Annotated in this window: 19 protein-coding genes; 11 read left to right on the top strand and 8 right to left on the bottom strand. The window is 68.9% G+C overall.

All coding sequences use genetic code 11. The features are described 5' to 3' along the window. The first annotated feature begins 48 nt into the window (after window positions 1-48). The 7 genes from grpE to AB0H62_RS12565 all read left to right on the top strand — a co-directional run bounded on the left by grpE (window position 49) and on the right by AB0H62_RS12565 (window position 7,852). The gene (grpE, locus tag AB0H62_RS12595) at window positions 49-378 is read left to right on the top strand and encodes a nucleotide exchange factor GrpE (RefSeq protein WP_360586022.1); all 330 of its coding nucleotides are present in this window, start codon (window positions 49-51) and stop codon (window positions 376-378) included. Then, on the top strand, window positions 375-2,201 hold the full coding sequence (locus AB0H62_RS12590) for a dynamin family protein (protein WP_360585905.1): 1,827 nt from the start codon (window positions 375-377) through the stop codon (window positions 2,199-2,201). Before grpE ends, AB0H62_RS12590 begins: the two co-directional genes overlap by 4 nt. 99 nt (window positions 2,202-2,300) lie before the next feature. Next, the gene (locus AB0H62_RS12585; RefSeq protein ID WP_360585903.1) at window positions 2,301-2,996 is read left to right on the top strand and encodes a hypothetical protein; all 696 of its coding nucleotides are present in this window, start codon (window positions 2,301-2,303) and stop codon (window positions 2,994-2,996) included. A 347-nt stretch (window positions 2,997-3,343) separates the two neighbouring features. Then, window positions 3,344-5,164 carry a phosphoenolpyruvate carboxykinase (GTP) gene (locus AB0H62_RS12580; RefSeq protein ID WP_220245311.1) on the top strand — a complete coding sequence of 607 codons (1,821 nt, stop codon included), beginning with the start codon at window positions 3,344-3,346 and terminating at the stop codon, window positions 5,162-5,164. A 140-nt stretch (window positions 5,165-5,304) separates the two neighbouring features. Then, on the top strand, window positions 5,305-5,910 hold the full coding sequence (locus AB0H62_RS12575; protein WP_220247255.1) for an ABC transporter ATP-binding protein: 606 nt from the start codon (window positions 5,305-5,307) through the stop codon (window positions 5,908-5,910). A 43-nt stretch (window positions 5,911-5,953) separates the two neighbouring features. After that, on the top strand, window positions 5,954-7,231 hold the full coding sequence (locus AB0H62_RS12570) for a DUF6297 family protein (protein ID WP_220245310.1): 1,278 nt from the start codon (window positions 5,954-5,956) through the stop codon (window positions 7,229-7,231). Window positions 7,232-7,276: 45 nt separating this feature from the next. Then, complete coding sequence (locus AB0H62_RS12565) at window positions 7,277-7,852, top strand: EndoU domain-containing protein (protein ID WP_360585900.1); 576 nt, start codon at window positions 7,277-7,279, stop codon at window positions 7,850-7,852. Here AB0H62_RS12565 and AB0H62_RS12560 read toward each other — a convergent pair. Further along, window positions 7,849-8,136: a helix-turn-helix transcriptional regulator gene (locus AB0H62_RS12560; protein WP_220245308.1), complete on the bottom strand. Its 288-nt coding sequence runs from the start codon at window positions 8,134-8,136 to the stop codon at window positions 7,849-7,851. The two genes, AB0H62_RS12565 and AB0H62_RS12560, sit on opposite strands and share 4 nt — an antisense overlap. A gap of 282 nt (window positions 8,137-8,418) precedes the next feature. Between AB0H62_RS12560 and AB0H62_RS12555 the strand changes: the two genes are divergently transcribed. Beyond that, window positions 8,419-8,697, top strand: coding sequence for a DUF3311 domain-containing protein (locus AB0H62_RS12555; protein WP_220245307.1), 279 nt, complete (start codon window positions 8,419-8,421; stop codon window positions 8,695-8,697). Continuing rightward, a complete protein-coding gene (gene mctP / locus AB0H62_RS12550; protein ID WP_220245306.1) occupies window positions 8,694-10,355 on the top strand; it encodes a monocarboxylate uptake permease MctP in 1,662 nt (553 codons plus the stop codon). The genes AB0H62_RS12555 and mctP overlap by 4 nt, the downstream gene beginning before the upstream one ends. A 15-nt stretch (window positions 10,356-10,370) precedes the next feature. Here the strand turns inward: mctP and AB0H62_RS12545 are convergent, their stop codons facing one another. After that, a complete protein-coding gene (locus AB0H62_RS12545) occupies window positions 10,371-11,024 on the bottom strand; it encodes a hypothetical protein (protein WP_360585898.1) in 654 nt (217 codons plus the stop codon). 173 nt (window positions 11,025-11,197) lie between these two features. Between AB0H62_RS12545 and AB0H62_RS12540 the strand changes: the two genes are divergently transcribed. Next, on the top strand, window positions 11,198-11,767 hold the full coding sequence (locus AB0H62_RS12540) for a peroxidase-related enzyme (protein ID WP_360585896.1): 570 nt from the start codon (window positions 11,198-11,200) through the stop codon (window positions 11,765-11,767). Here the strand turns inward: AB0H62_RS12540 and AB0H62_RS12535 are convergent. The 5 genes from AB0H62_RS12535 to AB0H62_RS12515 all read right to left on the bottom strand — a co-directional run bounded on the left by AB0H62_RS12535 (window position 11,755) and on the right by AB0H62_RS12515 (window position 16,177). Further along, entirely contained in the window at window positions 11,755-12,042 is a 288-nt protein-coding gene (locus tag AB0H62_RS12535; protein ID WP_220245303.1) for a hypothetical protein, read from the bottom strand. The genes AB0H62_RS12540 and AB0H62_RS12535 overlap by 13 nt on opposite strands. Beyond that, window positions 12,043-12,972 (bottom strand): bifunctional helix-turn-helix transcriptional regulator/GNAT family N-acetyltransferase, encoded by a 930-nt coding sequence (locus tag AB0H62_RS12530; RefSeq protein ID WP_220245302.1) that lies wholly within the window; start codon window positions 12,970-12,972, stop codon window positions 12,043-12,045. Between the two features lie 245 nt (window positions 12,973-13,217). Then, window positions 13,218-13,367, bottom strand: a complete 150-nt coding sequence (locus AB0H62_RS12525; protein WP_162836041.1) for a hypothetical protein — start codon at window positions 13,365-13,367, stop codon at window positions 13,218-13,220. 256 nt (window positions 13,368-13,623) lie between these two features. Next, complete coding sequence (locus tag AB0H62_RS12520; RefSeq protein ID WP_220245301.1) at window positions 13,624-14,814, bottom strand: ATP-binding protein; 1,191 nt, start codon at window positions 14,812-14,814, stop codon at window positions 13,624-13,626. A 613-nt stretch (window positions 14,815-15,427) separates the two neighbouring features. Continuing rightward, window positions 15,428-16,177 carry a MerR family transcriptional regulator gene (locus AB0H62_RS12515; RefSeq protein ID WP_360586019.1) on the bottom strand — a complete coding sequence of 250 codons (750 nt, stop codon included), beginning with the start codon at window positions 16,175-16,177 and terminating at the stop codon, window positions 15,428-15,430. A gap of 197 nt (window positions 16,178-16,374) precedes the next feature. Here AB0H62_RS12515 and AB0H62_RS12510 point away from each other — a divergent pair, with 197 nt between their 5' ends. Next, entirely contained in the window at window positions 16,375-16,878 is a 504-nt protein-coding gene (locus tag AB0H62_RS12510) for a DoxX family protein (protein WP_360585893.1), read from the top strand. A 35-nt stretch (window positions 16,879-16,913) separates the two neighbouring features. Here the strand turns inward: AB0H62_RS12510 and AB0H62_RS12505 are convergent, their stop codons facing one another. Next, window positions 16,914-18,203, bottom strand: a complete 1,290-nt coding sequence (locus tag AB0H62_RS12505; RefSeq protein ID WP_220245298.1) for an acetyl-CoA C-acetyltransferase — start codon at window positions 18,201-18,203, stop codon at window positions 16,914-16,916. Window positions 18,204-18,228: the final 25 nt, after the last annotated feature.

Raw genomic sequence — 18,228 nt, 5'->3', positions numbered from 1 at the left:
GGCGGGGAGCCCGGAACCACCGCCGACACGTCCGCGTCGAACACGGATGTGGACGTCGTAGCTGCCCCCGGTGATCTCGAACGCGCGCTGGCCGATCGTCAGGCGCTCATCCAGCTCTGCCTCTACGCGCTCGACCGTGCCCGCAGCGGTGGTGTGGTCCAGCGGCTCGAACACGGCCTCGCCGACATCGGCGTCACCGCGCTGCGCCCCGACGGCGAGCGCTTCGACCCCGCGTGCCACGAGGCCGGCGGCGCGATCCCCACCGATGACCCGGCGCTCGACGGCGTGGTCGCCGAGACCGAGGTGATCGGGTTCGCAGAGGGCGAGCGGCTGTTGCGCGCGCCCATCGTCGCCGTCTACGCGAAGCGAGCCCAGTGACCTCACCCAGCCTTCCCGCCCAGGTCCAGGCCGCGCGAGAGCAGCTGCTCACCGTGGTCCGCGAAGCCGATCAGCAGGCTGCCAAATGGGTGGACGACGTGCGCCGGGCGCGCGCGGCGAAGCCGTCGGTCGTGGTCGTCGGCGAGACCAACCGCGGCAAGAGCACGCTGGTCAACGCGCTGCTCGCGACCCCGGGACTGTCCCCTGTGGACGCCGACGTCGCCACCGCCACCTACCTCGTCTTCGAGCACGCGGAGCAGTGGGGCGCGCAGGCCTGTTACCCCGGGCAGCTCGCGCCGGTGCCGATCCAGCTGACCGAGCTGGTCAACTGGGTCTCGGCCGCCCACGAGCTGCCGCCGGGTCAGATCCCGCCGCGCTACGTCGAGGTGTCCGGGCCGGTGCCGCTGCTGGAGCGCGTGACGCTCGTCGACACCCCGGGCGTCGGCGGCCTCGACTCGCTGCACGGCGAGCTGGCCCGCGAGGCGGCGGCGAGCGCGACGGCGCTGGTGTTCGTGCTCGACGCGTCGGCGCCGTTCACGTCCACCGAGCTGCAGTTCCTCCGCGATGTGGCCGACCGCGTCGAAACCGTGCTGTTCGTGCTGGCCAAGACCGACGCGTTCCGCGGCTGGCGCGAGATCCTCGAGGCCGACCGGCAGCTGCTCGCCCAGCACTCCCCGCGCTTCGCCGACGCCGTCTTCCATCCCGTCTCGGCCCGCGTGTTCGAAACGGCCGCGAAAGCGCCGAACGAGCAGGTCGCGGCCATGCTGCGCGAGAAGTCGGGTATCGCCGCCGTGCAGATCGCGTTGCAGGAAATGCTCGTCGGCCGCTCGATGATGCTGGCCGAGGCCAACGCCCTGCGCGCGCTCTCCAGCGCGCTGGCCGGCATCAAGGCGAAGCTTCAGGCCGAGAGCCGGGCGCTCTCGGCGGGTGAGGCCGAGGCTGAGCAGCTGCGCGAACGCCGCGACCACCTGCAGGCCGAACGCCGTTCGTCCACCCGTGGCTGGCAGCTGAAGCTGCGGGGCGAGATCCAGCGCACCCGCGTGGAGGTCGGCCACGAGAGCAGCCGCGAAATGCGCGACGCCCAAACGCACTTCCGCCAGCGCATCGACTCGGCGAAGCGAGACGAGCTGGCCGCGTTGCCGCAGCAGGTGGACCTCGCGTTGCAGACGACGTCGCAACGGGTCTCGATGCTGCTGTCGCAACGGCTGAACCACGTGACCAACGTGGCGTTGTCCGAGCTGTTCTCCCCCGAGGAGCTCGACGTGATCCGCGCGCAGTTCGCGCGGACTGGCGGGCCGCCCGTGGTGCTGCGGCCGCCGGACAAGAAGCCGCCGACGGCGGAGGACAAGCTGCTGGTGTTCATGGGCATCTCGGGTGGTGTCGGCGCGGGCAAGATCGCCGCGTTGCCGCTGGCCGGTGTCGCGATCCTGAACCCGGTGGTGCTGCCGGCCACGATCATCATCGGTCTCGGTGCCGGCTGGTGGATGGCCCGCACGCGCAAGCACGCCGCCGACAAGCAGCACATGAAGCAATGGCTGGTCGAGGCCATCGCCGACGCGCGCTCCACGCTCGACCAGCTCGTGGCCGAGCAGCTCATCGAAGCCGAGCAGCAGCTGTCGATGGCGCTCGACGAAGCGCTGAGCCGCCGTATCGAGGCGATCGAGGCCGAGCTCAAGGACGTGGACCGCACGATCAAGATGGGCGCGCAGGAGCGGGCGAAGAACATCGCGATCGTTTCGAAGCGACTGAAGGAGGCCACCGACGGCCACGCGAGGGCGGAATCGCTGCTCGGGCGCATCCGAACGCTGCGTGACCGGGGGTGATCAGCTTGTGGACAGGAACCGAACCGGCCTAACGTGAGTCCTACCGATCGACAGCTGAACGCAGCCGGCGAGACCCGGTCCTAAAAGGGGGCTTTTCCCATGTGGGTCGACGAGAGTGGCGGCACCGACACCGACGCCAGCGGACCCGAGGCCATGACGGTCCACGTCGAAGGCCAGGACTACCAGGCCGAGGTCAACTACGACGTCGACTCCGACGGCGTGAACGACACCGCCATCGTGGAGCACGACGACGGCACAGCGCAGGCGTTCATCGACTCGGACGGCGACGGCGTCGCCGACCAGTACGCCGTGCTGGACAGCTCCGGCCACGTCGTGGACCAGGCGGTTTACGACGAATCGAGCGGTGTGTGGGTCGAGTCCGGCGGTGCTGAGCACCCGGGCGGCACCGAGTCGCACTCGCAGGACGACTCCACGACCGGCCACATCCACGCCGACCTGCCCGACGGCGAGGTCGACGCCGGCGTCGCCACGATCGACACCGACCACGACGGGCACAACGACACCGCGATCGTCGAGACCAAGGACGGCGGCACGATGGCGTTCACCGACACCGACGGCGACGGCGAGGCCGACGTCGCGGTGGAGATCGGCGCCGACGGCAGCACCACCACCTACGAGCACACCGGCGCCGGCCAGTGGACCGAAGCCGAAAGCGCCGGCGTCCGCGCGGCCGACCCGGCGAGCGACTCGATCTGGGGCGACGACGGCACGCAGCTTCTTTCGGGCGTCGCGAAGATCGATTCGGGAACCGGACAATGGATCAGTCCCAACTGACCCATTTGTAACTCACGTCACAACGGGCCCGGCACTCGCCGGGCCCGTTGTCGTTTCGCCGAACGCGGTGATCTTCGCCCGAATTGAGCACCCCGCATCGAAAGAATTTCCGGCGCTGGACCAATCCGGTGACAACTGAATCGATTCCCTTATCGTTCTTGTGAGAGAACCGACAGGTCAGCTCTCGGTTACCTGCCGGTCATCCGGCTACAGTCGAGGAATCCCAAAACCCGCACACCGGCTCACCCCCGGTGTGCGAAGCCATTCGGTCGCCGGCAACGAGGCCCGCACCCGGACACCGCGGTCCGGCGTGTGGGCTTATTTGTCGTCGGAAGTCAGGAGTAGAGATGACCGCAGTCGCCATCCCCGGACTGGACAATGCGCCGACGACGCACAGTGGCGTGCTGTCCTGGGTCCGGGAGGTCGCCGAACTGACCACCCCGGACCGCGTGGTGTGGGTCGACGGGTCCGACGAAGAGGCCGCGAAGATCAACGACGAGCTGGTCGAGGCCGGGACCTTCGTGAAGCTGAAGGCCAAGCCGAACTCCTACTGGGCCACTTCCGACCCGGGCGACGTCGCTCGTGTCGAGGACCGGACGTTCATCTGCTCGCAGCGTGAGCAGGACGCCGGCCCCACGAACCACTGGGTCGCGCCGGCCGAGATGAAGGCCACGATGACCGAGCTGTACCGCGGGTGCATGCGGGGTCGCACGATGTACGTGATCCCGTTCTGCATGGGTCCGCTCTCCGACGAGAACCCCAAGCTGGGTCTGGAAATCACCGACTTCGCCTACGTCGTGGCGTCGATGCGCGTGATGACCCGCGCGGGCAAGGCGGCGCTGGACAAGTTCATCAACCCCGACGGCACCGAGCGCGACTTCGTGCCGGCGCTGCACTCCGTGGGCGCGCCGCTCGAGCCGGGCCAGAAGGACGTCGCCTGGCCCTGCAACGACACCAAGTACATCTCGCACTTCCCCGAGGAGCGCGCGATCTGGAGCTACGGCTCGGGTTACGGCGGCAACTCCTTGCTGGGCAAGAAGTGCTACTCGCTGCGCATCGCCTCGGTCATGGCGCGCGACGAGGGCTGGCTCGCCGAGCACATGCTGATCCTGAAGCTGATCTCACCCGAGGACAAGGTTCACTACGTCGCGGCGGCGTTCCCGAGCGCCTGCGGCAAGACCAACCTCGCGATGCTGCAGCCGACCATCCCGGGCTGGCGCGCCGAGACCCTCGGCGACGACATCGCGTGGATGCGCTTCGGTGAAGACGGCCGCCTCTACGCCGTGAACCCGGAGTTCGGGTTCTTCGGCGTCGCGCCGGGCACCGACTGGCACACCAACCCGAACGCCATGCGCACCATCGAAAAGGGCAACACGGTCTTCACGAACGTCGCCCTCACCGACGACGGCGACATCTGGTGGGAGGGCATGGAGAACACGCCCGAGCACGCCACGTCGTGGAAGCACCAGGACTGGACGCCGGCGTCCGAGGAGAAGGCCGCGCACCCGAACTCGCGCTACTGCACGCCGATGTCGCAGTGCCCGATCCTCGCGCCGGAGTGGGACGACCCGCAGGGTGTGCCGATCTCGGCGATCCTGTTCGGCGGCCGCCGCAAGACCACGGTGCCGCTGGTGAACGAGGCCCGTGACTGGCAGCACGGCGTGTTCATGGGCGCCACGATGTCGTCGGAGACCACGGCGGCCGCGGCCGGCGCGGTGGGCAACGTGCGCCGCGACCCGATGGCGATGCTGCCGTTCCTCGGCTACCACGCCGGTGACTACTTCAAGCACTGGCTGACGCTGGGCAAGAACGCCGACGCGAACAAGCTGCCGAAGATCTTCTACGTCAACTGGTTCCGCCGCGGCGACGACGGCCGCTTCCTGTGGCCGGGCTTCGGCGAGAACTCGCGCGTGCTCAAGTGGGTCATCGAGCGCGTCGAGGGCAAGGGCAACGCGGTCGAGACGCCGATCGGCTTCGTGCCGCGCGCCGAGGACCTCGACACCGAGGGCCTCACCGAGCCGGCTTCGGACATCGAGGCGGCGCTGCAGGTCAACGCCGAAGAGTGGCGCGCGGAGCTGCCGCTGATCGAGGAGTGGTTCGAGAAGATCGGCGAGGTGCCCACCTCGCTGCGTGACGAGCTCGACGCGCTGGCCCACCGCCTGAGCTGACGTTCTGTCCGTCCGAAGGGGACGTTCGTGCCGTTGTGGTGCGAACGTCCCCTTCGTGCTCCGGCAGCCTCAAGATCGTCAGGGGTGCCCGGTAGCGTGAGCTGCATGGAAGCCTTCGCGCAACGGTGGTCCCGACGATGATCATCGACGCCCGCGGCCTCGGCGTGAAGGCCGGCGACCTGTGGCTGCTCGACGACCTGGACTTCTCCGTCGACCCCGGCGAGTGCGCCGTCCTCGTCGGCCCCAACGGCGTCGGCAAGTCCACCCTGCTCCGCTGTCTGTACGGCATGCAGGAACCCCAGCGCGGCCGCGTCCACATCGACGGCGAGAAGCCCGACGAACGCAGCGTCGCCTTCCGCCGCAAGGTCTCCGTGCTCTTCGACGACTCCGACTTCTTCGCGGAGCTCACACCGATGCAGCACCTGGAACTCCTGGCCGGCTCTTTCGGTGTCGATCTGGGCGACTTCGACGCGTTGCTGGCGGACGCCGGCCTCGCCGACCGCGCGCGCGTCACCGCCGGCCACTTCTCCGCGGGCCAGCGCCGCCGCCTGCTGCTCCTCGGCGTCACGGCCCGCCCGCACAAGGTCCTCCTCCTCGACGAACCCGAACGCGCCCTCGACACCGCGGGCAAAGACTGGCTCGTCGACCTCATCAAACGCTCCACCTCCTCCGGCGCCGCCGTCGTGGTCGCCACCCACCACCAACCCCTCCTCGACGCGGCCGACAGCGTCCTCGAACTGTGGTGACCCCGGCTTCCCCCGCTCGCGTGGCCGAAAGCGGGGTCGCTCCGTGGTAGCCCTCGGTACCCGCCTCCGCGTCCCCGGCCGGAAGCGCTTCGGCGGGATCTTCAGCGGTGACAGCGCCACCTTCGTCCTCATCTTCGGCGTCGGCTTCCTCTTCACCGCGTTCTTCCGCACCGACGCGTGGCATCGAGTCCTTTTCGGACCGTCCCCTGTGGACTACCCCGCCGTCCTCGGGTTGGTCACGCTCTGCTGCGCGGTGGGCTGGCGCAGCCTGCTCCGGCGAGGCTTCGTCTGGACCGAACCCGCGGAACTCACCTGGATGGATTTCGCCCGCGTAGACCGCCGCCGCGTGGTGGCGAGCCGGCTGGCGGGCGGTCTGACCGGTTTCGTCATCGTCGTCGCCTACCTCGCCGGACTGATGCTGGCCGTGGGCGGCAGCTCATTGGACCTGTGGCGCGCGGCGCTCGCCCTGGTCGTGAGCAGCGCCGTGCTGGTGTTCGCCACCGCGCGGCGCACGGCGTTGCGCATCGACATCGGCGGGCCGGTGTTGCTGGCCGTGCTGGGCGTCGTGATCGCGGCCGCGCACCTCGGGCCCATCGCGGTGCAGTACGCGGGCGCCGGCATCCTGCTCTGCGCCGTCGCGTTGTCGTTCGGCGGTGAACCGGTTACGCGCGCGGGCCGCGCGAACCTGCTCGACGGCTGGAACGCGCGCGTGCTGCGCTCGGTCGCCGTCACGTTCCTCGACCCGATGATGATGCTGCCCGAAGCCACGGCGTCGGGCCGGTGGTCGCTGAGCCGGCCGACGCCGCTCAGGCTGGCCGTCGCGGGCATCGCGGGGCGCTCGCGCTACGCGGGGATGCTGCTGCTCGTCGCGCTCGCCGTGGCGGTGGGGCACGTGGCCGTGCCGACGCTGCCGGGTTCGGTGCTCGTCGGCCTCGGGGGTTACGTCGCGCTGACCCCGTTCGGCGCCGGCCTCGGCGTGCTGTGGCGCAACCCCGGCCGACGGCGGTGGCTGGGCTCCACGGATTCCGAGCTCGTCATCGCCCACGGCGTGGTGCTCACCGTCGTCGCCGTCGTGTGGTCGGCGCTGCTCGCGGCCGCGCTCGCGGCGCTCGGCACGTCGGTCGACGCGCTGTCGTGGGTGACCGTGGCACTCGCTGTGCTGTCGGTGTTGCGCACGGTCACGCGCAAGCCTGTGGACTACAGCAGTGCCGGATTCGTCGACACCCCAGCGGGTCCGCTGCCCGCGAACCTCGCCCGCCAGCTCTTCCGCGGACCCGACCTCCTCGTGGTCGGCATCGCGGCCCTCTCGCTGCTCGGCTGAGCCGCGCCCGGCGGGTTAGGCTCCCACCGGACGAGAGGAGCTGACGTGGGCGGTGCACACGCTCCGGGCACCGGCCGCCGGGCAACCAGCGAGTTCCCACCCGGCTGGACCGACGAGCAGATCATCGCGGTGATCAAGGACGTCGCCAATGATCCGAGCGAACCCCGCACCCGGCAGTACAACGGTCGTTGGCGCTGCGTCGGTGAACGCTACGGCGTGCAGGTCGTGGTGCTGGTCGACCCGGAGGGCTTCGTCCACACGGGATACCCCGTCGCCGGCGCGGGCGTGATCCGCAACCCGGACTCCGCGCGCGACCCCGCGAACCCGACGGTGGCCGACCGCGCCGAGAACCGCATCAGCTACTTCACCGACAGCCTGCTCGACCTGCTGGCCGACCGCCTCCCGGTCGAGGACCTGGCCCACTACCGCACGCTGCAGTGGTCCGGCGAGTGGGAAGAACTCACTGACACTCTCGCCGCCCACATCACCATCGCCGACGTGCCACTCAACCCGGACGAGATCTCGGACTTCGAGAAGCTCCTGAACTCCTTCGACCTCCCGGTCCGCGCGTGCGCGTTCATCAACGACCGGGAGCACATCCTGACGAAGTTGCGCGCCTAGCTGGCTTGGGACAACGCGGCCTTGAACGCTGGGTCCGCGTCGGCGTCCTCGCACGCCGTCCGCAGCACGTCGAGCGGCACTCCCACTGCGTCGGCGATCGCCGCGACCGTGAAGAACGCCGGCGTCGGGATGCGCCCGGTCTCGATCTTCCGCAGCGTTTCCACCGAGATCCCGGCCTCGGCCGCGACGTCGACCATGCTGCGGCCCGCGCGGGCGGCGCGCAGCGCCACCCCGAGGCGCTCACCGCGGGAGCGCTCTTCATCCGTCAACGGCACCCGAACCATGCCCCGCAGTCTAGTCGAAAGTTGTCCACTGCCTGTGGACAACTCTGTGCACAAGGTGTGGAAACTCGCTCCGGCCAGGCAACCACAACACCTGGGGCCGGTGCTGACCGCCACTACCGCCCCTAGATCAACACTGAAACCGGTCCCGGACAGCTGTCCACGAGGTTGTCCACAGCTGGACCGGGAATGGCCAAATCGTTGCCCGGTTTGTGTGACGTCCACGGGGCCGACGTCCTAGGGTCAGGCCCGTTGTGTGTTGCGTGAGTGTTAAGTGAGGTCCCGATGTCCACAACCAAACAGGACGGGCGGGTGCGCGGGTTCCACTTCAGCCCGTGGAACCTGTTGCTGATCGTCCCGCTGCTGATCCTGGTCACGCCGTTGTTCAACTTCGACGGCCCCCGGCTCTTCGGCCTGCCGTTCTTCTACTGGTTCCAGCTCGTGTTCGTCGCCGCCGGCGTGCTGTGCACCGGCATCGTCTACTGGGCGACCCGCAAGGAGCCGACCATCGAAGAGCCGGACAAGCTGAGCGTGGACGACCTCGACGAGGGTGAGAGCCGATGACCATCCAGTGGGTCCAGCTGACCATCTTCATCATCCTCTTCGCGCTCGTCACCGTGCTCGGGTTCGTCGCGTCGCGCTGGAAGGCCGGCGCGAACCTCGACCACCTCGACGAGTGGGGCCTCGGCGGGCGCAAGTTCGGCGCGTGGATCACGTGGTTCCTGCTCGGCGGTGACCTCTACACGGCGTACACGTTCGTCGCCGTGCCCGCGCTGGTGTTCAGCGCCGGCGCGCTCGGCATGTACGCGCTGCCCTACACGATTGTTGTCTACCCGATCGTGCTGCTGCCGGCGCTGCGCATGTGGTCCGTCAGCCGCTCGAACGGCTACGTGACGCCGGCCGACTTCGTCCGCGGCCGGTTCGGTTCGCCGACGCTCGCGTTCCTCATCGCCATCACCGGAATCGTCGCGACCATGCCGTACATCGCGTTGCAGCTGGTGGGCCTCGAGGCCGTGCTGCGCACGATGGGCATCAACGGCTCCGGCATCGTCGGGCACCTGCCGCTGCTGGTCGCGTTCCTGATCCTGGCGCTGTACACGTACCAGTCGGGCCTGCGGGCGCCCGCGCTGATCGCGTTCGTCAAGGACATCCTGATCTACATCGTGATCATCGTGGCGATCGTGTACCTGCCCTCGAAGCTCGGCGGCTGGGACCACATCTTCAACCAGGCCGCCACGAAGCTGGCCACGCCCAACCCGGCCACGGGCAAGCCGGCGGGCTCGATCCTGCTGACGTCGGCCAACCAGCTGCAGTACGCCACTCTGGCCCTGGGCTCGGCGCTCGCGCTGTTCCTCTACCCGCACTCGCTCACGAGCGTGCTCGCCTCGCGCGGGCGCAACGTGATCAAGCGCAACATGGTCGCCCTGCCCGCGTACTCGCTGGTGCTCGGCCTGCTCGCGCTGCTCGGGTACGTCGCGATCAGCGCCGGAGTGAAGCCGCTGACCAACAACGCGACCGGCAAGCCCGACGGCAACACCATCGTCCCGCTGCTGTTCGACTCGCAGTTCTCGCACTGGTTCGCCGGTATCGCGTTCGCCGCGATCGGCATCGGCGCGCTGGTGCCGGCCGCGATCATGTCGATCGCCGCGGCGAACCTGTGGACGCGCAACATCTACAAGGAGTACATCCGCAAGAACGCGACGCCGAAGCAGGAAGCCAAGCAGGCCAAGCTCGCTTCGCTGATCGTGAAGCTCGGCGCGGTGCTGGTGATCATCCTGATCGACCCGCAGTTCTCCATCGACCTGCAGCTCATCGGCGGTGTGCTGATCCTGCAGACGCTGCCGGCGGTGGCGCTCGCGCTGTACACGCGGTGGCTGCACAAGGCCGGCCTCATCGCCGGCTGGGTCGTGGGCATGGGCTGGGGCCTGATCATGCTGTACGGGATCCCCAACCCCGCCAACGGAAAGCTGCACTTCGGCGGCTCGGCGCTCGCGATGGGCAACCTGTCGATCTTCGGCTGGCACCCGTTCTCGGGCACCGGCCTGGCGACCGTGCAGATCTACCCGGGCTTCGTGGCGCTGATCGCCAACGTGCTGGTGGCCGTGATCGTCTCGGCCATCGCGCACGCGGCGAAGTGGAACCCCGGCGTCGACGAGACCCAGCCGGCGGACTACCACGCGGACGAGCACGACAAGGACCTGCGGCCCATCGGCGTGCACTGAGATTCAGCCCACGGTTTAGTCCACTGTGGACGGCCCCCTCACCGGTTCCGGTGAGGGGGCTTTCTCTTTGCCGATCATCGCGTTCGACACCACGTAGAGCACCACGGCGTTGAGCAGGTGCCACAGGAAGTGCGTGCCGACGGGGAAATCCCCGCACACGACGCCGTCGATGGTGCGGAGAGCCAGCGACAACGCGAACACCGCGCCCGCCACGGCGAAGTGCGTCCAGTACGGGTCGCGCGCATACGCGAGCACGCCCGCGAACACCGCCAGCCCGATCAGCGCCGGCAGGTACAGCCCGCCGCCGAGCGCCGCCAGCGCGGCCGTGAGCACCACGAACGCGGGCGCCGCCAGCCACGACTTGCGCAGGGGCACACCGAAGAACACCTGCGGGAACTTCGCGGCGTAGTAGAGCACGAACACGAGGATGAAGCCGGAGTCGGCGGCCCCGCCCCAGCGCGTCGCGAGCAGGTGGAACACCGTGCTGGCCAGGAACACGAGCCCGACGAGCGCCGCGAGCGTCCGCCCGGTCCGCCGCCCGTCGGCTCGCCACCACACCGCGATGGCGGACCCGAGGAACGCCAGGTTGGTGACGTCGTTCAGCGGCTCGCCCCACAGCCCGGGCGCGACGCGTTCGCAGTAACCGTCCACGTATGCGGTCCAGTTCACGGGGTAAGCAAACTCCACCCGGGTGAACGCGCGGTGCCAAGGGTGGCGAGTTTCCCGCGTTACCAATCCGACCGGAAGTAGGCGGGCACGCAACCGGGCGGTACTGCATGCGGCACCGTTCCCGCCGTGACTGTGGTCGGATTGGTAACCAACAGCGCAGTAGCGTGGGGGGTATGAGCGATAGCCGGTTCCCCGTGACCGAACTCGAAGACCTGCCCGAGGATCTGCGTGAACGCGTCGGCGCGATCGCGGAGAAATCCGGCTTCACGCCGAACATCTTCCGCGCGCTGGGCCACCGGCCGGCGGAGCTGCGCGCGTTCATGGACTACCACGACGCGTTGATGGAGCGCGAAGACGGACTGACGAAGGCCGAGCGCGAACTGGTCGTCGTCGCGACGTCGGGCGCGAACCACTGCACCTACTGCATTGTCGCGCACGGGGCGATCCTGCGGATCCGTGCGAAGGACCCGGAGCTGTCCGACCACGTCGCCGCGAACCCGTGGCAGGTGGAGCTCGACGAGCGCGGCCGGGCGATCGTCGACCTCGCGCTGGCGCTCGCGCAGGATTCCGCGTTGTTCGGCGAAGCCGACCTCGAGGCGGCGCGTGATGCGGGGCTGACCGAGGACGAGATCTGGGACGTCGGCGCGATCACGGCGCTGTTCGCGATGTCCAACCGGCTGGCGCACCTCACCGCGCTGCAGCCGAACCCGGAGTTCTTCCTGATGGGACGTCAGAAGCGGTAGAACGGGCCGGGCAGGTCGCGGCTCACCTCGAAATGTCCGCGCAGCCAGGAGCGCAGCTTGTTCATCGGTTTCGTCCAGATGCGCGGCGCCGGCCCGAAGTAGCGCGGGTCTTCGTGCGGGGTGAACGCGTCGCCGGTCAGGACCACCACGTCGTGGCCGCGCGGGCAGTGGCCGGACACGGAGATCACGCCGCGCGTGAGGTTCTCGACCCACTCGACCTCGTCGACGCCGAGCAGTGTGCGGCGGTCGCAGACGGCGCAGTAGACGACGAACATCTAGAGCTCCATCCGCCAGGTCTCGCCGGTCACCGCCGGGCCGAAGTCGCGGGTGGGCTCCTCGTGTTCGAGCCTGAACCCGGCGCTGCGGTAGATGCCGCGGGCGGCGTCGAGGGCCGAGAGCGTCCACAGCTCCATCGCCGCGTAGCCGCGGCCGCGGGCGAACTCGACGCACTCGTGCACGAGCCGTTTGCCGACGCCGTGTCCGCGCGCGCCGGGTTCGAGCAGCAGGAGGCGCAGTTTGGCGGTGCGTTCGTCCGCGCTGGGCATGCAGAAGACGCTGCCGACGCGTTCGCCGGCGAGCTCAGCGATCCACGCGGCCTGGCGCGGGTCGTCGCGGTGGTCGGCGAAATCGGCGACCACGCGGGCGACGAGGGCTTCGAAGCGTTCGTCGAGGCCGTACTCGCGGGCGTAAAGGGTGCCGTGGCGGTGGACCACCCAGCCGAGGTCACCCGGTCGCGGGGTGCGTAACACGAGCGTGGGATCTGCGGTTTTCTCACGGACGAGCTGCGTGATGGTCCCCATCGCGCCGAGCAGGCGGCGCTGGTCTTCGTCGGGGAAGCGTTCGAGGAGGCCGCCGATCTGGCGCACCGAGCGGCTGTCGAGGTCGGCGAACGCTTCGCGGCCGGCGTCGGTCAGGCGGACGATCTGGCGGCGGGCGTCTTCGCCGCTGCGTTCGCGGAGGACCAGGCCGCGGCTTTCCAGGCGGCTGAGCAGCCTGCTTGCGTAGCCGGCGTCGAGATCGAGGCGTTTTCGCAGGTCACTCACGTGGAGCTCGGTTTGTTGGGCGACCTCGAACAGCACCCGCGCCTCACTCAGTGAGTACTCGGCGTCGGCCGGTCCTTCGTCGAGGACGCCGATCACCCCGGTGTACAGGCGGTTGAACGCGCGCACGGTGGCGACGCGCTCTGCCAGGCTCACGTCGTTCATTGACCACCTCAACCAAATCGTTGACGGAGTCAAGCATCGCGCCGCAAGCCGGTTCGCGCAAGGGTTCTGGGAAATCGGACAAAGGGTCCAGACATGTGGAAACCCCGTGATGCTGCCAGGTCGGGGGTCCGCCAGCATCACGGGGTCGTAGTGGGTATCGATGCCGCGAGGCGCGGCGTTACACCCACAGCACTTTGTGGTCTAGGTCACTCATGTGAGTGACACACTAACCAGTTACGGCTGGGTCAGCGCATGAACGGCTGACGCGCCTGGGCGAGGGCGATGAGCTCCTGGCGCACCGTCGAGGTGGCCGCGGTGTCGATCGCCCGGTTCAGTGCCCGGCGAGTACGAGCCTCGGCGCGACGAGCACGGAGCTTGGCGGCGATGTTGCTCATTGTGTCTGCATCCCCTTTGGAGGTTCTCGGTGGTTGTGTCTCTAGTATGCGCCTTTTTTCACGAGTATGCCAACGAATCATCGGTGACGTGGCTTACTTGCCGATGAATCATCGGCAATGATCAGGTGATCACCGGACAGACCGCGTGTCGCGGGTCACTTAGAGGTAACGGGCTAGGGTCTTCTTGGGCTGTATAGCTAATTTGCTAGATATGACTAGGCAGCGTCATAGAGCGGTAGCGAGGGGAAGACAGCCGTCAGTCGCGGCCGAGCAGATAGTGCCCGAAGTGGGGCACCGTGAAGGCGATCTGCCCGCGTTCGGCGGAGTAGACCAGGCCCTTCTTCATGAGGCTGTCGCGCGCCGGCGAGAGCGAGGAGGGCTTGCGCCCCAGGTAGACGGCCACGTCGGCGGTGCCGGCGGCCTCGTCGCGGCCTTGCGTCAGCTCGGCCATCGCGATCAGGTACTCGCGCTCGGCGGGCGTCGCGCGCTCGTAACGCGAGCCGAAGAACCCCACGGCCAGTTCGGACTCCGCCTCGGGCGCCGCGACCTGCACGTCCTTCACCGTGATCGGATCCGCGGGTGCGGCGTCCCACGCCGCTTTGCCGTAGGCCTGGATGAAGTAGGGGTACCCGCCGGACGCGTCGAACAGTGCGTCGAGCGCCTCGGGCTCGATGCCGGCTTCCTCGCGTTCGATCGGCGCCATCACGGCGAAGTCGGCGTCCTTGCGGCTGAGGCGATCGATGCGCGCGTAGCGGAACAGCCGTTCCGAGTACGACTTCGAAGCGCTCAGCACGGCCGGCACGTGCGGCAGCCCGGCCCCGACCACCACCAGCGGCGCCCCCGACTGCGACAACTCGTGGCATGCGGCGCAAAGAGCGGAGACGTCGTCGGGCTGCAGGTCCTGGATCTCGTCGATGAGGAGCGCGACCCCGGTGCCGACGTCGGCGGCGAGTTCAGCGACGTCGGTGAACAGCTCCACCAGGTCGATCTCGATGTCCCCGGAATCGGCCCGCCCCTGCGCGGCCGGCGCCTCGATCCCCGGCTGCCACCGGTCCCTGAGCTTCGCATCGGCCTTGTTCGCCTTCAACGCGAACGCCTTCAGCACCCCCAGGACCTCTTCAACCCGATCCGGCGCCCTGTGCTTGACCGCCAGATCCCGAATCGCCCTGTGCAGGGCAGCCGACAACGGCCTCCTGAGCTCCGCATCGGGCCGCGCCTCGATCTTCCCGGCGCCCCACCCATGCCGAATGGCCATCGACCGCAGCTCCCCGAGCAACACGGTCTTCCCGACCCCCCGCAGCCCGGTCAACACCAGACTCCGCTCCGGCCGCCCCCTCGCGACGCGCTCCAGGACCACCTCGAAGGCCCCCAGCTCACGCTCCCGCCCCGCCAACTCAGGCGGCCGCTGCCCAGCGCCGGGCGCGAACGGATTGCGGATGGGGTCCACTTTGCCACCGTATCGGGGTATCTAGCGCGGGTCCGATATTGCGCCATATCCCGCTAGCGCGTGTCGCCGATCGCCGCGCTCGGGCTTGGTGGGCCTCACGACTGGTCCCCTCACCCCGCGCGGGCCGTACGACCGGCCCCTTCGCGCCGACGCCGCCGCGCGAACGGTCCTCCCACACTCAGCCGCGCGCGCGAACGGACCTTTCGCCCCGGTCCCGCCACGCGAACGGACCGTCCACACCGGCGCCGCCGTGCGAACGGACCTTTCGCACCAAGCCGCGCGGGCGAACGGACCGTTCGTGCCCAGCCGGAACGAACGGACCATTCGCCGCTGCCTCGATGCGCGAGTGGACCTCTCGCGCCAAGTCGAGTGCGCAAGTGGACGTTTCGTGCAATGCCGCGTGCGCGAATGGACCGTTCGTGCCGAGCCGCATGCGCGAGCGGACCGTTCGCGGGCACGGCACCGCGCGAGTGGACCGTTCGTGCCAGGGCCCCCAGGCACGACGGGACCACTCGCCCACCCAACCCGCCAACATCAAACAACCCAAGCCAGAGGGATGGGCGGGTCTGCAGCCCCGACCATCCCCACCCCCAGCGCTCACTCCGACGCCGCACTACTCCGCCAGGTTCCGCTCCGCGTAGATCCGCATCGCGTCCCGGATGAACTCCGCGGTGCCGGGGCCAAAATCAGCGTCGTAGGCCCCATACCGAGGATCATCGACATACAACTGCCCCAATCCCACGAAATATCCGCGAGACACCGTCGTCACCGCCGGCCTCAACCAAGCGTGGAGCCGACCGACAACGGCCTGAACCCCGGCAGACTCAACCGACAACCCCGAAGCCCGCGCCGCCCCGAAAGCAGCCGCGATCTCGCTCTGCTCCCGCTGATGCGCCGCCCGCTCCGAAGCCGACAACGACCGCCACCACTGGTCACCAGTGCGATAAGCCGATGCGCCCCAACGGGACGTCACCTCGGCCTCGTGCACCGTGTGATCGAAGCCGTCGAAAACTTCCTCCGCCATGAGTGGTTCACCTCCCTCCAATTTCCTCAACGTGGTCCGCACGGAGTCGATCTGCCGCCCGATCCGCGCCCGCTCCTGTTCCAGGAGCGAGAGATGCGTCGACAAGGCGACAACGCTGTCGCGCTCGCCGTCGAGTACGGAGGCGATCGCGGGCAGCCCCAGGCCGAGCTCGCGCAGCAGCAGGATCCGCTGGAGCCGCACCAGGGCGGCCGAGTCGTAGTAGCGGTAGCCGTTGCCGCCGATGCGGCTGGGTGCGAGCAGCCCGACGGCGTGGTAGTGCCGCAGTGTCCGGCTGGTCGTGCCCGCTGCTCGGGCGATGTCCTGGATCGACCACTCCATGCCGTAAACGGTAGAAGTTGACGCCGCGTCAAGGTCAAGCACCAGAGCTGCCAGGAGCCGCTAAAGTCATCTAAGCAAATCTAGTGAAAAGACGATAAATACCTAGGTAAAGCTAGCGCGGTTCGGCGACCCGCCCACGGGGAATCCCGGTTGTAGGTTCGACCAGCACCGAAGACCTCGCAGGAAAGGCGACGACCGTGATACTGCGCCGGGTGGCCCGTCCACTGCTCGCGTCGATGTTCATCTACGGCGGTATCGGCATGCTCCGCGACACCCAAGGGCACGCGAAGGCGATCGAGCCGTTCCTCACCGAGACGTTCGACAAGGTCGAGGGCCTCGTCCCCGAGCAGGTGCCGCGCGATCCCGCGACGCTCGTGCGCATCGACGCCGCCGTGAAGATCGGCGCCGGCCTCGCGCTCGCGGCGGGCAAGGCGCCGCGGCTGGCGTCGCTCGCGTTGCTGGGGACGCTCGTGCCGACGACGGCCGCCACGCACCGGTTCTGGGAGATCAAGGACCCCGCCGAGCGGCAGGCGCAGCAGGTCCAGTTCCTCAAGAACGCGGGCATCGCCGGCGGTCTGCTGCTCGCCGCGGGCGACACGGCGGGCAAGCCGTCGCTCGGCTGGCGCGCCCGCCGCGCCGCGAAGAAGGCCGGCAAGCAGGCCGAAAAGCTGAGTAAGAAGGCCGAAAAGCAGCTCAGCTGAACAGCGGATCCGGGCCCCGCACGAGGGGTCCGGATTCACTTCTCCAGAATCGCCGTCACGCCCTGGCCCCCGGCCGCGCAGATCGAGATCAGGCCACGCCCGGATCCCTTCTCGTGCAACAGCTTCGCCAGCGTCGCCACGATCCGTCCGCCCGTCGCGGCGAATGGGTGCCCGGCGGCGAGCGACGAGCCGTTGACGTTCAGCTTCGCCCGGTCGATCGAGCCCAGCGGCGCGTCGAGACCCAGCTTCTCCTTGGCGAACGCCGGGTCCTCCCACGCCTTCAATGTGGCCAGCACTTGCGACGCGAACGCCTCGTGGATCTCGTAGAAGTCGAAGTCCTGCAAGGAAAGTCCCGCGCGTTCCAGCATTCGCGGTACCGCGTACGCGGGCGCCATCAGCAGCCCCTCGGCGCCGTGGACGTAGTCGACGGCAGCCGTCTGCGAGAACGTCAGGTACGCCTGCACTGGCAGGTTGTGCGCCTTCGCCCACTCGTCCGTCGCGAGCAGCACGGTCGACGCGCCGTCGGTGAGCGGCGTCGAGTTGCCGGCCGTCATGGTGCCGTCGGCGCCGCCGTACACGGGCTTGAGCTTGGCCAGCTTCTCGACGCTCGAATCCGGCCGCAGGTTCTGGTCCTTGGCCAGCTTGAGGAACGGCGTCACGAGGTCGTCGAAGAACCCGCGGTCGTACGCGGCGGCGAGGTGCTGGTGGCTGGCCGCGGCGAGCTCGTCCTGTGCCTCGCGCGTGACGTCCCAGACCTTCGCCGTCAGCGCCGCGTGCTCGCCCATCGACAGACCGGTGCGCGGCTCGGCGTTGCGCGGGATCTCGGGCACGATCTGGCCCGGCCGAAGCTTCGTGAGGAGCTTGAGCCGGTCGCCCAGCGTCTTCGCGGAGTTGAGCTGCACGAGGATCTTGCGCAGGTCGGCGTTCACGGCCAGCGGAGCGTCACTCGTCGTGTCCACGCCACCCGCGATGGCGGAGTCGATCTCCCCCAGCGAGATCTTGTGCGCCACGTTGATCACGGCCTGCAACCCCGTGCCGCACGCCATCTGGACGTCGGACGCGGGCGTCGCGGCCGAGAGCCGGCTGCCCAGCACGCTCTCGCGCGCGAGGTTGAAGTCCTTGGAGTGCTTGAGCACCGCGCCCGCGGCGACCTCGCCGATCACCTCGTTCTGCAGCGCGAAGCGGCTGACGAGGCCGTCGAGCGCGGCGGTGAACATGTCCTGGTTCGACGCCTTCGCGTACGGGCCGTTCGACCGTGCGAAGGGGATGCGGTTGCCGCCGATGATCGCGACCTTGCGGACCGCGGCGGTTTTCCTGGTCGCCATGACGTCCACCTCTCTGAGTCGTCCC

The sequence above is a fragment of the Amycolatopsis sp. NPDC050768 genome, from assembly GCF_040654155.1.
Taxonomy (GTDB): Bacteria; Actinomycetota; Actinomycetes; order Mycobacteriales; family Pseudonocardiaceae; genus Amycolatopsis.
This window is presented reverse-complemented; position numbering and strand designations above follow the sequence as displayed.

Excerpts from the sequence above, each read along its gene's own strand:
- AB0H62_RS12585 (WP_360585903.1), top strand. The coding sequence starts at position 2,301 with ATGTGGGTCGACGAGAGTGGCGGCACCGACACCGACGCCAGCGGACCC.
- AB0H62_RS12580 (WP_220245311.1), top strand. The coding sequence starts at position 3,344 with ATGACCGCAGTCGCCATCCCCGGACTGGACAATGCGCCGACGACGCAC.
- AB0H62_RS12560 (WP_220245308.1), bottom strand. The coding sequence starts at position 8,136 with ATGGTTCGGGTGCCGTTGACGGATGAAGAGCGCTCCCGCGGTGAGCGC.
- AB0H62_RS12555 (WP_220245307.1), top strand. The coding sequence starts at position 8,419 with ATGTCCACAACCAAACAGGACGGGCGGGTGCGCGGGTTCCACTTCAGC.
- mctP (WP_220245306.1), top strand. The coding sequence starts at position 8,694 with ATGACCATCCAGTGGGTCCAGCTGACCATCTTCATCATCCTCTTCGCG.
- AB0H62_RS12540 (WP_360585896.1), top strand. The coding sequence starts at position 11,198 with ATGAGCGATAGCCGGTTCCCCGTGACCGAACTCGAAGACCTGCCCGAG.
- AB0H62_RS12535 (WP_220245303.1), bottom strand. The coding sequence starts at position 12,042 with ATGTTCGTCGTCTACTGCGCCGTCTGCGACCGCCGCACACTGCTCGGC.
- AB0H62_RS12530 (WP_220245302.1), bottom strand. The coding sequence starts at position 12,972 with ATGAACGACGTGAGCCTGGCAGAGCGCGTCGCCACCGTGCGCGCGTTC.
- AB0H62_RS12525 (WP_162836041.1), bottom strand. The coding sequence starts at position 13,367 with ATGAGCAACATCGCCGCCAAGCTCCGTGCTCGTCGCGCCGAGGCTCGT.
- AB0H62_RS12515 (WP_360586019.1), bottom strand. The coding sequence starts at position 16,177 with ATGGAGTGGTCGATCCAGGACATCGCCCGAGCAGCGGGCACGACCAGC.
- AB0H62_RS12505 (WP_220245298.1), bottom strand. The coding sequence starts at position 18,203 with ATGGCGACCAGGAAAACCGCCGCGGTCCGCAAGGTCGCGATCATCGGC.